At 46.1% G+C, this 14,759-nt stretch carries 15 protein-coding genes; 6 read left to right on the forward strand and 9 right to left on the reverse strand.

From position 1 onward, the window contains the following. Nucleotides 1-119: 119 nt before the first annotated feature. From ATG71_RS01485 to motA, 5 genes are all read right to left on the reverse strand, one after another. Entirely contained in the window at nt 120-1,049 is a 930-nt protein-coding gene (locus tag ATG71_RS01485; RefSeq protein WP_098441687.1) for a pseudouridine-5'-phosphate glycosidase, read from the reverse strand. 19 nt (nt 1,050-1,068) lie between these two features. Continuing rightward, on the reverse strand, nt 1,069-2,163 hold the full coding sequence (locus tag ATG71_RS01490) for a carbohydrate kinase (protein WP_098438070.1): 1,095 nt from the start codon (nt 2,161-2,163) through the stop codon (nt 1,069-1,071). A gap of 131 nt (nt 2,164-2,294) precedes the next feature. Further along, on the reverse strand, nt 2,295-3,686 hold the full coding sequence (locus ATG71_RS01495) for an alanine/glycine:cation symporter family protein (protein WP_098438073.1): 1,392 nt from the start codon (nt 3,684-3,686) through the stop codon (nt 2,295-2,297). Between the two features lie 347 nt (nt 3,687-4,033). Then, complete coding sequence (gene motB, locus ATG71_RS01500) at nt 4,034-4,828, reverse strand: flagellar motor protein MotB (protein ID WP_098438075.1); 795 nt, start codon at nt 4,826-4,828, stop codon at nt 4,034-4,036. After that, entirely contained in the window at nt 4,815-5,606 is a 792-nt protein-coding gene (motA, locus tag ATG71_RS01505; RefSeq protein ID WP_098438078.1) for a flagellar motor stator protein MotA, read from the reverse strand. The genes motB and motA overlap by 14 nt, the downstream gene beginning before the upstream one ends. A 1,020-nt stretch (nt 5,607-6,626) precedes the next feature. On the opposite strand from motA, the gene ATG71_RS24055 reads away from it, so the two are divergent. After that, nucleotides 6,627-7,265 carry a methyl-accepting chemotaxis protein gene (locus tag ATG71_RS24055; protein WP_483295326.1) on the forward strand — a complete coding sequence of 213 codons (639 nt, stop codon included), beginning with the start codon at nt 6,627-6,629 and terminating at the stop codon, nt 7,263-7,265. 44 nt (nt 7,266-7,309) lie between these two features. Beyond that, nucleotides 7,310-7,495, forward strand: a complete 186-nt coding sequence (locus tag ATG71_RS01515) for a histidine kinase (RefSeq protein ID WP_098438083.1) — start codon at nt 7,310-7,312, stop codon at nt 7,493-7,495. Between the two features lie 38 nt (nt 7,496-7,533). Here ATG71_RS01515 and ATG71_RS01520 read toward each other — a convergent pair whose 3' ends face one another. Continuing rightward, nucleotides 7,534-7,911 (reverse strand): DnaJ family domain-containing protein, encoded by a 378-nt coding sequence (locus ATG71_RS01520; protein ID WP_098438086.1) that lies wholly within the window; start codon nt 7,909-7,911, stop codon nt 7,534-7,536. A 178-nt stretch (nt 7,912-8,089) separates the two neighbouring features. Here ATG71_RS01520 and ATG71_RS23230 point away from each other — a divergent pair, with 178 nt between their 5' ends. Next, a complete protein-coding gene (locus tag ATG71_RS23230) occupies nt 8,090-8,257 on the forward strand; it encodes a hypothetical protein (RefSeq protein ID WP_179886427.1) in 168 nt (55 codons plus the stop codon). A gap of 97 nt (nt 8,258-8,354) precedes the next feature. Here ATG71_RS23230 and hmpA read toward each other — a convergent pair whose 3' ends face one another. Further along, complete coding sequence (gene hmpA / locus ATG71_RS01525) at nt 8,355-9,563, reverse strand: NO-inducible flavohemoprotein (RefSeq protein WP_098438089.1); 1,209 nt, start codon at nt 9,561-9,563, stop codon at nt 8,355-8,357. 161 nt (nt 9,564-9,724) lie between these two features. Between hmpA and ATG71_RS01530 the strand changes: the two genes are divergently transcribed. After that, entirely contained in the window at nt 9,725-10,183 is a 459-nt protein-coding gene (locus ATG71_RS01530) for an Rrf2 family transcriptional regulator (protein ID WP_098438092.1), read from the forward strand. 145 nt (nt 10,184-10,328) lie between these two features. Here the strand turns inward: ATG71_RS01530 and ATG71_RS01535 are convergent, their stop codons facing one another. Then, a complete protein-coding gene (locus ATG71_RS01535) occupies nt 10,329-10,721 on the reverse strand; it encodes a hypothetical protein (protein WP_098438095.1) in 393 nt (130 codons plus the stop codon). Between the two features lie 227 nt (nt 10,722-10,948). On the opposite strand from ATG71_RS01535, the gene ATG71_RS01540 reads away from it, so the two are divergent. Next, nucleotides 10,949-12,181, forward strand: coding sequence for an aminopeptidase (locus ATG71_RS01540; RefSeq protein ID WP_098438097.1), 1,233 nt, complete (start codon nt 10,949-10,951; stop codon nt 12,179-12,181). 320 nt (nt 12,182-12,501) lie between these two features. Here the strand turns inward: ATG71_RS01540 and ATG71_RS01545 are convergent, their stop codons facing one another. Continuing rightward, nucleotides 12,502-13,083, reverse strand: a complete 582-nt coding sequence (locus ATG71_RS01545) for a DUF6944 family repetitive protein (protein ID WP_142953450.1) — start codon at nt 13,081-13,083, stop codon at nt 12,502-12,504. 182 nt (nt 13,084-13,265) lie between these two features. Between ATG71_RS01545 and ATG71_RS01550 the strand changes: the two genes are divergently transcribed. Next, complete coding sequence (locus tag ATG71_RS01550; protein WP_098438102.1) at nt 13,266-14,555, forward strand: MDR family MFS transporter; 1,290 nt, start codon at nt 13,266-13,268, stop codon at nt 14,553-14,555. Nucleotides 14,556-14,759 lie beyond the last annotated feature (204 nt).

Consider the following 14,759-nt stretch of genomic DNA (forward strand, 5'->3'; position numbering starts at 1 on the left):
TCGTAACGTTATTACCCCCATTTTACCCTACATTTCCCAACATATAAACGACGAATATCCATTCACACGAAAAACCCGGGCACCACCTTTCTGCCCGGGTTACTTCTTATCATCTAATATTAAATTGCTTCGATGTGGACAAGTTCAGCGTACCGAACGGCAATTTCTGCCCCTATATGAGCATTATGCTTCACGAGGGCAATATTCGCCGTCAGGCTCCTGCCATCCGTCAGTTCCTTCACTTTCCCAAGCAGGAAGGGAGTGGCTTCCTTGCCTTTGACCCCTTCTGCATCCGCTTCTTTTAACGCTGTTTCAATGATATGATCCATCTCCTGCTCGTCCATGGCATCCGCTTCCGGAATCGGATTGGCCACGACCACTCCGCCTTTCAGACCAAGTTCCCATTTCGCTTTCAGAATGCCGGCAGTCTCCTCTGCTGTATCCACCTTATAATTCACGGAATAAGGGCTGGTTCTTGTATAAAACGTCGGCAGTGAGTCGGTTTTGTATCCTAAAACGGGTACTCCCTTTGTCTCCAGGTATTCGAGGGTCAGGCCGATATCCAATATGGACTTGGCCCCGGCACATACGACAGCCACATTCGATACGGCGAGTTCCTCAAGATCCGCCGAAATATCCATCGTCACTTCCGCATTCCTGTGCACTCCTCCAATCCCCCCCGTCACAAATACCGGAATATGGGCAAGCTCTGCACAAATCATTGTTGCCGCTACCGTCGTCGCCCCGTCTTTACCAGAGGCGAGGATATAAGGGATATCACGCCGGCTCGCCTTGATCACGTCTATTGCCTGCCCTAAATATTCAAGCTCCTCCTGTGATAATCCGATTTTAATCTTTCCATTCAAAATCGCGATCGTTGCCGGTACCGCGCCTTTTGATCGAATGATATCTTCAACTTCCCTTGCCGTCTTCACATTTTGAGGATATGGCATGCCGTGAGAGATGATCGTCGACTCCAATGCCACGATCGCCATGCCCTTCCTTTTCGCTTCTTTGACTTCCTCTGAGTATTCCACATATGAATTCATATTCACATCCATTTCCCCCTTAATAATAGAGACTGAATTCCTGTTGCAGTTTGCTTTCGTTAAGAGTCGGTGCCACCGTATGCCTCGACTGGAGGGTGATCGACGAACAAATGACACCGATCCTGCACGCCCCGTCCGTATCGGACCCCTTTAAATAACCAAATAATATGCCGGCTACGAGGGCATCACCCGCACCGGTCACATCCTGTACTTCAACCTTTGGAGGAATGATGGCCGTTGCTTCTTTGTATGTAGTGTAATAAATCAGCCCCTGATCCCCCCGGGTAATGACCACACGCTCAGCGCCTCTCAACGTCAGGTCCTTCGCCGCTTTAAAATAATCCCCCTCGGTTTCAATCGTCATATCCAGGTACATCTCTGCTTCGCCTTTATTGCAAATGAACCATGACACCCCCTCCAATGATGGAGGGAGTTTCTTCACCTTTGGAGCCGACACAGGGACCACCGCCAAGGGAACCCCTTCGGATTGACATCTCCGTATGATGTACTTCAACACATCTTCCGGAAAATTCGTATCGAGGAGCACCATTTCTGAAGAGGCAATCAAGCCCCAGCGCCTTTCTATAAAACCAATGTCAACGCTTTCATAAATGTTCATATCAGCCAGGGCAAATAACAGTTCACCCTTTTCGTCCAATACGGCAGAATAAGCTCCTGTGCTTTCATTTAAAAACCTCTGGGACCCGGACACATCAGCGAAGGTTTTCGTCTGCTCCATGAGCCAGCCGCCTTCTGTGTCTTCCCCCACGACGGTGATGAGATTGGTGGACTTCCCGAGTCTCCCAAGATTCTCGGCGACATTTCTCGCGACACCGCCACTTGTTTGTTCCGATCTTGCAGGATTGGACGTCTCCGGGATCATCTCATCCAGAAGCTGCATCTTCCGGTCGATATTGGCTCCCCCAATGCAGGTGATCCCATTCTTCTTTGGGATCACATATGCACGGCCTAAAATCTTCCCCTGCTTGACCAGATTGGAAATATAACCGGCTACGGCCGATCGCGAAATCCCACTTCGCTCGGATAATTCTTGCTGCGTCATAAACGGATTTTCTTCTATGAATGATAATAAAAGCTTTTCTTTCTCGTTCACTTTCTCCCACCCCTATAAAGAAAAGTAACTTTTGTTAATATTCTAAACTTTTGTTTTATTTTACACAAGTTGGAAGTTATCAAATAGAAAAAAAGACTTGCTCCTCCCACCGGAAAAACAAGTCTATCAGTTTAAGATATTTTCTTTTCTTTCACTTTGCCTGTGTCCTTCAAATAGTACTCTTCGGAAGTAAAGAACTCATTGGTGAGTCTTTTAACCTCCTTACTTAGTAGAAGGACCGCGATGATATTCGGAATCAAGATGGCCGCCAGAGCTAAATCAAGGAACTGCCAGATGACCTTGGCCGCTCCGACGGATCCAAGGACGATGGCAACGGTATAAACCACTTTGATTCCCTGAGCCGCCTTCCAGCCGAACAGGAATTCCGCCTGCTTGGCACCATAAAAGACAATGACGATGATCGTGGACAAGACGAAGAAAATCAAGGAAACCGTGACAAGGATCCCGCCAAACTCTCCGAAATAGTTCGTAAATGCCTCTGTTGTTAATGCTGAAGGATCGTCCAGAGCATTTTCTGCCGTCCACACCCCTGACGATAAGACAACAAAAGCCGTAGCTGTACAGACGATGATCGTATCAATCACGATCCCAACGATCGCCCAAAGGCCCTGTCGTACAGGGTGATCTGTCTGCGCTGCTGCATGGGCAATCGGAGCTGTTCCGAGCCCTACCTCATTGGAGTATAATCCCCGGGCAAATCCCCAGCGGATCGTCTCTGCGATGGCTACCCCGGCAAAGCCTCCCATTGCAGACATAGGTTGAAAGGCATGTGACAGAATCAAACTGAAAAATTCAGGTACTGCTTCAATATTCATAAACAAAATCACCAAGGCACTCCCTACATAAATCAGGGCCATGAACGGAACGAAGATCTCCGTCACCTTACCGATCCGTTTAATTCCGCCGAATACAATCAGCACGACGATAAGTGCAACGACAATACCCGTAATCAATCCATCTACCTTAAAGGTTTCTTCTACGGTGGAAGCTACGGCATTCCCTTGTACCATGACACTTGGGATCAGCTCGATCATAAGGGCAAAGGCGAACCAGACGCCAAGCCACCTCATGTTCAAACCTTTTGTCATATAGTACATGGGACCGCCGACAAATTCCCCTTTTTCATTCTTCTCACGATAGCGGACTGCAAGCACACTCTCCGAGAACTTAAGCGCCATCCCGATAAGGGCAATGACCCACATCCAGAAAACGGCCCCGGGACCACCAAACATGATCGCTGCCGGAACACCGACGATATTCGCCGCCCCGATTGTGGACGACAGTGCGGACGTCAGCGCCTGGAGAGGAGTGACGGTCCCTTCTCCCTTCGGCTTTTTAAACACACTTCCAATCGTTTGCTTAAAAATGTAAAGAGGATACCGAAATTGTATAAATTTCAATAATACTGTTAAGTACAAACCCGTTGCACCCAGGACGATGATCAATGGTGGACCCCATAACCACGCCGAAATTTTACCTATGATGTCGAAAAACGTATCCAATCGTGCTCCTCCTTTGATAGAGGCAATGGCTAACATTTGGAATGAAAAGTGGGGGAATGGTTGTTTCCTATGTATGTATAAACCCTATCATTTTATTAACACAAACCCCGAATCCTGAAAAATTAGCCACTACTTCTACATGCTTTTCCAGGCTTTTCCCTAAAATGGGACCTGTAAAACATTTTGAGGAGAATTCTTACTAAATGCGTGAAGAAGCTTCCTGTGAGATGGGATGTCATCACCATGAGAGATCAGTCATTCTATGAGTGACGCCCTTCGACATGATCTCTCCATTTCCCCGGAAATACGTCAAAAAACCTTCAGCGGATGATCCGCTGAAGGTTTTTTTATTCTGTCACCCTTGGTAATATCAATACTTCCACCCGGCGGTTCTGTCCTCGTCCCTCTGCTGTTCCATTGTCTGCGATCGGTTCGAATTCACCGAAGCCTTTCGCGCTGAACCATTGGGGATCAAGAACGGGATTGTCTAAAATGATTTTCATGAAATTGACCGCCCTCATGACGCTTAGCTCCCAGTTGGAGTCGAATTCCGCATTCCGGATGGGCACATTATCTGTATGTCCACTGATGATGATGTTCCGTGGCGGATTCATTTCCAGAAGGCCCGATAATTCTTCGGCAACATTCTGGTCACTGCCCTGGACCGTGGCAGACCCCGAGTCGAACAATACATTGTCCCGAATCGTGAGGAGGAGCCCTTCATCCGTCAGCTTGGTGACGAATTGAAGCTCCAGATTATTCGTTTTAATGTATTCGTTTATTTTTTTCTGGATTTCCTTCAGCTCTTCCTGATCCTTTATAAAGGCCTGCTTCTCTAGCTCAGCTTTACTTAATTCCTTTTCTTTTTCTTTATCGATCCCGGCTGAGGCAGCAGCCTGCTTCTGTTCTTGATCGCTTGACTGCTGAGGCGCGACAGGGCTTGGATACTCCATCATTCCCGTGCCCCCGGTGAAGATTTCACTGAATACCTGAGAGAGCTCCTTGAACTTCTGGGCGTCCACCGAGCTTGATGCGTACAAGACGATAAACAGCGCCAGCAACAGTGTGAGTAAGTCAGCATACGGAATGAGCCAGGATTCATCCATATGTTCGTCGTCATGTTTCTTCTTACGCCGCCTCATCCTCATCCCCCTTTAGTAACAAGATCCGTTCACTTGCCGGTAAATAGGATGCAAGCTTCTGTTCGATCACCCGGGGAGATTCTCCCTCGATGATGGAAAGAATGCCTTCCACCATCATCATTTTCATTTGAACTTCACGCTTGGATTTCCGTTTCAGCTTGTTGGCAAAGGGATGCCACAAAACATAACCCGTGAAGATACCAAGCAATGTCGCGACGAAGGCCGCAGAGATCGCATAGCCGAGCTCATCGGTATTATCCATGTGGCTGAGGGCTGCGATCAACCCAATGACGGCCCCGAGGACCCCGAGTGTCGGCGCATACGTCCCTGCCTGTGTGAAGATGAGGGCTCCTGCACTGTGACGCTCTTCCATGGCATCGATTTCTTCATGAAGCACATCCCTTATGTAATCGGCACTCTGTCCATCCACTGCCAATGAAAGTCCGTCCCTGAGGAATGGATCATCCACTTCCTGGGTTTTGGCCTCCAGTGCAAGCAGCCCTTCTTTCCGCGCAAGATCCGCCACTTGTGAGAAGAATTGGATCGTTTCTTTCGGGTCCTGCAATTTTTGTTCTTTAAACAGTATGCCGAAGAGCTTCGGTACTTTTTTGATTTCATGTGTCGGGAATGCAATGGTCACTGCGGCCACCGTCCCCAGTAAAATAATCAAAATGGCTGCAGGGTTCAATAAGGCAACCGGACTTACTCCTTTGAACACCATCCCTACTCCCACCGCTATCAATCCTAAAATGACTCCTATTAAAGACGTCTTATCCATCTGATCGCTCCACCTTACTCATCGTAGTCTACTACTAATATCGGATGAAGCCGCTGATTATTGAGTGATAGTTTTATTCATAATTTTGTAAAAATTACTATAAAACGTTATGAAGAATCAGTCTGCATTTGTCGATATATGGAATATACGGGATTTTATTAAAAGGAGAGAAACGTCATGACCCCCAAGCAATTGAAAGAAATCGATAGTAAAAGAAAGAACCTTCTGCTTCTGATCACATACGGAATCAGCCTTGCAGCCGCGCTCTCGTATTCGATCATCCATAAGTCGGGAACGATTACCGTCACGATATTTTCCCTGCAGATCGCTTTTCTTGCAGGATACTTCGTCGTGCTGCAATTGATAGTAAAGAAACCGCATTCCTTTGTTTATTTCAGCATCCCGACTGTGTATGCCTTGATGGGAATCTGGCTTTTCCTTGAAGGATCCAATCCACCGGACTTGGTCATCCTTTTATTTCTGGCTGTGATCAGTGCCATTCACTTTAATCCTGTCATCTTTGGAATCGGCTTCACATCCGGTCTCATCCTACTCGTCATGAACGGGGTGCTTGCGCCAAAGGGAGATCCGATTTACGCTGAACTATTTGTCCCTGCTTTACTGAGCTATGTATTGCTGGGCATCGTCCTTTGGGTCGTCATCCACTTAAACCGCACACAATTCAAACAGCTTCAGGAATTCATTCATCGGACGGAAAGTGAAAGTAAAGAAAAAGAAAACCAGCGAAACTTTTTACAAAAAGAACTGGCGACCATCTCAGGAAGCATCCAACAAATCCACGAACAGATCCAGACCCATCTCGTCTCCCATGATGAAATGAAAACGGCAGTGAATGAAATCTCAGCGGGAAGTGTCACCCAAAGCGATCAAATCAATAACATCGCCCTGGTCACAGAAACGACAATGGGAAAAATGGAAGAAGTCGCAATGCTGTCAGATGATCTTACCGCCCACTCCACCGACGCGAATGCGATTGCCGTGTCAGGAAGCGAACGGGTCATGGATCTTCAGGAAAACATGATCGAATTGAAAAACATCATTGAAGGCCTTCACCAGACCTTTAAAGAGCTCACAAGCAAAATTGAAGAAACCAACAGCTTTATCGGAAGCATCCAGGACATTACGGACCAAACCAATCTCCTCGCTTTGAATGCATCTATCGAGGCGGCACGGGCAGGAGAAGCAGGGCGCGGCTTCAGCATCGTCGCCGATGAAATAAGAAAATTGGCCGAAATCACGAGGAATACGGCGACACGCATCAACGACAATCTCGCATCCGTCAATGCGGTGAACTCGTCTGCTGTTGAGATCATGAATCTAAGCTCTGAAAAACTTAATGAAAATGTGGGCGCTACCGGTGAGGTCACGGCGTATTTCACCTCATTGCGAGAGAAGCTTGAAGCCCTGTCAAATGAATTCCAGCGCCTCACCATCACCGCTTCTGACGTCAGGGGGCAGACCGAAGAAGCCGAGCTCTCAACGAAGGAACTGGCGGCTGTCATCCAACAGACTTCTGCCGGCCTGGAGGAAATCAGCGCCACTATTGAAACCCTTCACGGTGACAACCGGACGATTGCTCAATATGTTCAAGATACTGCCACAAGTGCAGCCCGGATTCAGAACAGTGTCAACGCATAATCTGTGGTAAACTAAGAACAGAAGCTTTAAAGGATGTGGCACTGTTGAAAAAACGATTCACCATGATCATTCCCATCATGATACTCGTAGCCATTGCATGTTATTGGATGCTCGGCAAATATTATGCCGAGATCGAAATGGTTTCAAAATTCATGCTGATCATCGGAGGCACCCTCCTATCCGGCGTGATTTCCTTCTTCCTATTTAAAGAAGACGGGGAACCGAAATAAAGAAAACACCACTTTCCGTAATGAAAGTGGTGTTTTCTTTATTTCAGCAGCTTGTCTTCCAGCTTATGCTCATAATTTTTGAACAAGGAACTATTCGTTTTAATTCTCTTCTTCGAAAGCATGCTGTTGTATTTCAGCATTTTCTCATTGAGACTCTGCTTTAATTCCCGTTCTTCCTCTTCATTCTCACAGACTCTGAGCAAGTCTTCGATCCTCATCATTTCTTTTTTTACATTCATTTCATCGGTGGTGAATCCTGCGTTCTTCATGATCCGATGGGCCATTTTCAGTCCTTCGGGAACCCCTTTGTCATCGTCAAGGTTAAGCGGTTTCCCATAGCCGGGAAGATTCTCGAACTCCCCATCCTCGTATGCCTTCTTAATTCTTTGCTCCGACACAATGGTTGAAAAATCCAACACTATCACCCCTTAGGAATGGATGGATTCTAAAGCAGCCACCCGTTACTACCAGTATATCCAATCGGACGGGTTGCTGCACATGGGAGATGCGTCTATTTTCTGACAATTCACTTTCACATATTTTTAGTTCCCCTGGAAAAACTACCTGTATCTCGAAGGAAAAGGAGTGGCTCATATGGCACGAGGTAAATCATTCGAATCAAAGAAAAAGGGACATCCGGGGAACTTCCCTCAAAATAGTACATCCGCTAAACATTCTGAGGATGCCGTCGGCGATGAAGAATTGATCGTGACACAAGAAGCGTTTAAAAACCGTGAAGATAACGATGAACACCGTTACTAAAGTCGAAAAACGCTAGGAATCCTAGCGTTTTTCTGTTTTCCTTCATCAAAATATCGGCAGCCTTTATTTTCAAAACCGCGATTTTATTTTCAAATCGTTAAACCGTCACACTTTCCTGCTTATTTAAATCCATTGCCGGACCGAAGAATTCGAAACAAACCTTTGATACGCCCATTTCCTTCAAGGTGCCGATGACGGCTTTCATAAATGGTGCAGGGCCACACACATAGCATTCGGTTCCAGCGTCTACATACTGCTTCAGGATCTCTTTATTTACATATCCAGTGAAGTGGGATGGAGATTCTTCCCGTGGATTTTCATAAACAAAGCACGCTTCCCCGTTCTCAAGTTCCGCCATGAGCTTTTCGACGTCCCCTTTAAAGGCATGCACGCCTTCATGTCTGCTCGCATGGATAAATGCTGTCTTTCGTTCCGGTGTGGATCTGGCCACTTGTTCGAGCATGCTCATCATAGGTGTGATCCCAACGCCTCCGCTTATAAACGCAACAGGCGAATCGCCGTCCTCTAAGTAGAAATCCCCGGCAGGTGCGCTGACTTCAATCTCGCTTCCTGCGACTGCTTGATCATGTAAGAAGTTGGACACCTTCCCTTGTGGATCGCACTCTGCTTCTCTTTTAACAGAAATTCTGAACTGCTCGTCCATTGGTGCGCTTGATAAACTGTACTGACGGATATGGGTGAATTCTTCTCCAGGGATCCTCACTCTGACGGATAAATATTGACCCGGCATGTAGGTTGGGACACTGCCGCCTTCTTTCGGTTGAAGATAAAAAGAGGTGATGACGTCACTTTCCACTACTTTTTTTGTAATGATGAACGGTTTAAAGTCTCTGTAGCCGGCATTCTTGTTTTCCGTTTCTTTATACATTTCTTCTTCCACATCGATGAATACTCCGGCGATGACACCGTATGCGTCTCCCCACGCTTCGATAATCTCATCTGTCGCTGCATCTCCCAGAACCTGTTTGATGGCTTGAAGCAGATGTTCGCCAACGATCGGATAATGCTCAGGCTTAACGCCTAAACTTCTATGCTTGTGAGCGATTTGCTTCACAACAGGGAGGATCATCTCCAGCTTATCGATATTCTGAGCGGCCGCATACACCGTATTGGCAAGCGCGGTTTGTTGTCTGCCTTTTTTCTGGTTGGCATGATTGAAAATATTTAGTAATTCCGGATGGTTGGTAAATAAATTTTTATAAAAAACAGATGTAATTTCCGTTCCTTTAACTTCTAATACAGGAGCAGTGGATTTCACGATTTCAATGGTTTTTTGAGATAGCATATCGTTCACCTCTAAAGATATATTTTTAATACATCTTTAACTTACTCCTGCTGATGGATTAAAACAATATACTAAATACATCTTTAACAAAACAGTCACATTTAGACACAAACTTACTTCCTTTTGTATAATAGGTGTAATGGAACGGAAAGGTGAGATACATGAGACTAACTTTATACACTGACTACTCACTGAGGGTCCTGATTTTCCTGGCTTCAAAACCGAAGGACGAACTCTCTAATATAAAAGAAATCGCTGATGCCTACAGCATCTCAAAAAATCACCTTATGAAAGTGACGTATGAACTCGGAAAGATGGGGAAGATTGAAACGATCCGTGGCAGAAACGGCGGGATCAGGCTTGCACAGTCCCCTGAAGAGATCAATATAGGCAAACTTGTCCGTGCGACGGAAGAGGATTTCCATCTTGTCGAATGCTTCGATGCCGAAAACAACTCATGCATCATCACACCGGTATGCGGTTTGAAGCATGTACTTGGCAAGGCATTGAACGCCTATCTCTCTGTTCTCGATGATTACACCCTGTCCGACCTTATCCAGAATCCCATGGACTACCGGTTCCTCTTTCAAGAGCAGAAACAGGATGAAACGTCGACTTAAGGATGCTTCCCACTGATTTTCGGTGGGGAGTTTTTTTGTTCAGCTGCTGAAAATAAGCCATTATTCAGTTGCTGAATATTCCTCCATAATCAACAGCTGAACCATTGACCGCCACATAAAGCCTGCCCACCAACCGGAACGGGCCTTACTTCTTACTCTCGCTATACTTGAAAGTCATCAATAGAAACAGGAAAAAGCTGAGTAACAAAGTACTTCCCCCGACAATATAAAAGACGGTCGTAAAGCCTGACGGCAGATTGAATGGATTTAAATTGTACATCCACATCCCGACTGTCAATCCGATCGAACCGATGATCGCCGTCCACACATGGGCAAATGCCAGTTTAGAAGATTTCGGTACCTGATAGGATCGATAATAGGAAGAGTAGGCAAATAAGCTCAACCAACCGACCACCAGGATATGGGCGTGGATCGGCTTGAATGCATACGATCCGGCGCCGGCCATATGAGACCCGAGAAATGCTCCGATAAACCCATAAATAGAAGACATTCGTAATAATAGGACATTCCAAGGCATGTCGTCTTCCCCCCTTTTTATAAACGCGCTTCCACCATTATAATATAGTTGTCCGGATAGAGGCTATGAATCTTGAGTCGATGCCATACAACGTTCAAATTTAGCCTGGATAAATACTTTCCCCTCCTTTAACATACGATACAAAGATAGGTGTAAACACTTGCAAACGGTGTGGGCCCTGATACAATAAGAATGTAATAGAACATTCTGAAAAAAGGAGAATACATATGACTAATTTCCAACAAAATTTAGAGAAATACGCAAGTCTTGCAGTCGAAGTCGGAGTGAATGTTCAAAAGGGTCAGACCCTCGTCATCAATACGTCCATCGACTCTGCAAAGTTCGTCCGATTAGTAGTAAAGAAAGCCTATGAAGTAGGCGCTAAACATGTATATGTAAACTGGAGCGATGACACCGTCAACCGCACGAAATATGACCTAGCACCGGATGAAGCATTCCAGGAGTTCCCTGAGTGGAAAGCACGTGAAGTCGAAACGCTTGCGGAAGGCGGAGCTGCCTTCATGAGCATCGTCTCTTCAAGTCCTGACCTGTTAAAAGGCGTCAATCCGGATCGTATCTCGAACTTCCAGAAGGTTGCCGGTAAAGCGATGTCCAAATACCGTCAGTTCATCCAATCTGACAAAGTCAGCTGGTGTGTGCTGGCCGCTCCTTCAAAAGACTGGGCTGCCAAAGTATTCCCGGATGCTTCTGAAGAAGAGCAAGTCGACCTGTTATGGGACGCAATCTTCAAAGCAGTCCGTGCCGACCAGGCGGACCCTGTCCAGGCATGGAAGGATCACGACGCAAACCTTCACGAAAAAGTCGAATACCTGAACGAAAAGAACTACCAGAAGCTTCATTACACAGCACCAGGGACGGACCTTACCATCGAACTTCCGAAAGGTCACCTGTGGGTAGGAGCCGGAAGCGTGAACGAAGAAGGTACGACTTTCATGGCGAACATGCCGACGGAAGAAGTATTCACGGTTCCACTTAAAACCGGTGTAAACGGTACGGTATCAAGCACGAAGCCGCTTAGCTACGGTGGTAACGTGATCGACAACTTCACGATCACATTCGAGAACGGTCGCATCGTGGACGTAAAGGCTGAAGAAGGCGAAGAAATCCTGAAGCGCCTTGTGGATACCGATGAAGGGTCTCATTATCTTGGGGAAATCGCCCTTGTTCCACATCAATCGCCGATCTCTCAATCGAACGTGTTATTCTACAACACATTATTCGATGAGAATGCATCTAATCACCTTGCCATCGGTAATGCTTATGCATTCTGTATCGAAGGCGGAAAGAAAATGAGCGAAGAAGAGCTTGAGAAAAACGGTTTGAACAACAGTATCACTCACGTTGACTTCATGATCGGTTCAGACAAAATGAACATCGATGGAGTCAAAGAAGACGGCTCGACTGAAGCAGTATTCCGCGATGGCGGTTGGGCGTTTTAATTTTCGTATGTAGTATGAACCCCTGGGAGGCGGCTTGGCTGTCTTTTTGGGGTTTTTGGGGTTTGATAAGGGGTAGGCTGATATGTGAACGTTTGATGAGCGCTCACTCGAATGGATACAATTGTAAAAATACTCAATAAAAGCAAGTTTCGACGCAATAACTTTGAAAATGACGCAATAAATTTTATTTTGACGCAATCACCATCAAAAATGACGCAATCCCTTCTTCCAGACTAAGTTTGCAGCATTCTATCCCCTTACCAAACGACCAAATATCCTTTTATTAAGGAAAACCGCACTCTTTCAGTCCAAGAGTACCATTACCCATGCTGTTTCGTTATTGCAATCGCTGCGATCGTCGCACCGGCTGCCTGGGCATAGCTTCCGAAAGTGGTGATCTGCAGCCCCAGTCCCCTCATTCCTTTTAAAATGAATGTCTCCCCCACTGCTTCAAGGGCTGCCCCCAGAGATTGAATCGTATTTCCAGCAGCGAGGAGATTGGAGTAGGCACGTGTACTCAATGTTGCCCCGTAAGCTTCGAGTCCTGCCCCGGCAGACTGGACGACATCCCCGAAAATATCCAGATTCAAACCAGCGAGCTCTTCCCATGAGAATTCAAGTTCAGCAGCCAATACATTCGTAACATTCCCCGATGCCTGGATCCAATCACCAACTATCCGATAGGTCTCTCCTATAGAGCCATCCGACAATTTTTCAGCACCGACAGCCTGAAGGGAATTCCCCACCGCTTCTAATCCATTTCCAATGGAGACCAGTCGAAACCCGACAGGCTCCTGATTCAACCGCTCTTCCTGAATGATCATGGTTTCACCGATGGCAGCAATCACTGTTCCGACAACCTGGGTCCACACCCCAGTAATGAGAATTAGTCTATCGCTCACCTCGGACCACCGTTCCTTTCTCCCTCAGTACTATTAAAGTATTCGAGAATACAGATATGGCATCCCCCCTCCCAAACGAGAGTAAATATTTTGTAAAATTCCAGTAAATCAGTCTTGTTTAATTTGTCCTGTCGAGCTATGATAATCTAGTTCATCTAGAGTTACATAGGGGAGGGATTCAGATGAGAATACGGGATTGGGACCGTAATTTAAAGGTCCGGCTGTTTGGGGAAGCAGCAATTAACATTACTTTCTGGATGTTCTTTCCGTTTTTGACGATCTATTTTACAGAGTCATTCGGAAAGCAGACGGCAGGATTATTATTGGTACTTTCACAGGTATTCGCTGTACTTGCGAATCTGATGGGAGGATACTGCGCGGATCGATTTGGACGTAAACGGATGATGGTCATTTCGGCGTTCGGACAAGGTTTTGCTTTTCTGATCTTTGGACTGGCCAGTTCGCCTTGGCTTGATTCTGCCATGATCGGGTTTATCTGTTTCAGTCTGGTCGGAGTATTCGGTTCCTTTTATTGGCCGGCAAGTCAGGCCATGGTTGCCGATGTGGTGGACGAGAAAGATCGGAGTCATGTGTTTGCCGTCTTTTACACCTCCATCAATATTGCCGTTGTCGTAGGGCCGATATTGGGGGGCATTTTCTACGTCCACTACCGCTTTCAATTATTGATCGCAGCCGCTCTTATTTGTATGTTTTTAGCCCTGCTGCTCTATAAAATGACGAGGGAAACGGCACCGGCTGATAAAAATAAGCTTCTTGTTACAGAGGGAAAAAAGAAAGCCTGGCACAGTGTGTTGTCGGATCAATTCAAAGACTATAGCGTGATTTTCAAAGATAAAACGTTTCTATTGTTTATTTTAGCGGGAGTCCTGGTCGGTCAAACGTTCATGCAGTTGGACCTCCTGATTCCTGTATATATTAAAGATGTCATGGATGAGGCCACTCTGTTCAGCTTCGGGGACTGGTCATTGACCCTCGTGAGTGAGCAGGTATTCGGACTGATTTTATCCGAAAATGGATTCCTTGTGGCACTTCTTACCGTGGTCATCACGCGGTGGATCACGAAATTCCGTGAACGAAATGTGTTCATTCTGTCATCCATTATCTATGCCGTTTCAATCTTCATGTTTGGTCAAACGAGTTCCGTATGGATGTTTGTGATCAGCATGGCGGTGTTCACGTTTGCAGAACTGATGACTGCCGGTATCCAGCAAAGCTTCGTATCGAAGCTTGCACCGGATCATATGCGCGGTCAGTATTTCGCCGCAGCCAGTCTGCGTTTCACGATTGCAAGGACGATTGCTCCACTATCCATCACCCTTTCTTTATATGCAGGGTATGATTGGACGTTCATCCTCCTTTCCATCCTGGCTCTTTTGAGTGCCGGACTCTTCTACATCATGTTCGAGCGTTTTGAGAAGGATGAATTGGAACTGAAGAAAGCTGTACATTAATAAAAAGGAATGGTCCGTGGTGGATCATTCCTTTTTGAATAGATACCGATTTGGTTTATCGAAGTTGACTACTGAAAAAATTTCAGAAAAGGATGAATTTGAAAAATTCCGTATACACCCTTTTTTCATCAAAAATGAGATGTTACAATGTACAACCGTAAGCAATCTTAACGTAGCTCATCTTAAGAGCTGGTCGGAGATTCC

It is taken from the genome of Bacillus sp. es.034 (assembly GCF_002563655.1).
Classification (GTDB): domain Bacteria; phylum Bacillota; class Bacilli; order Bacillales; family Bacillaceae_B; genus Rossellomorea.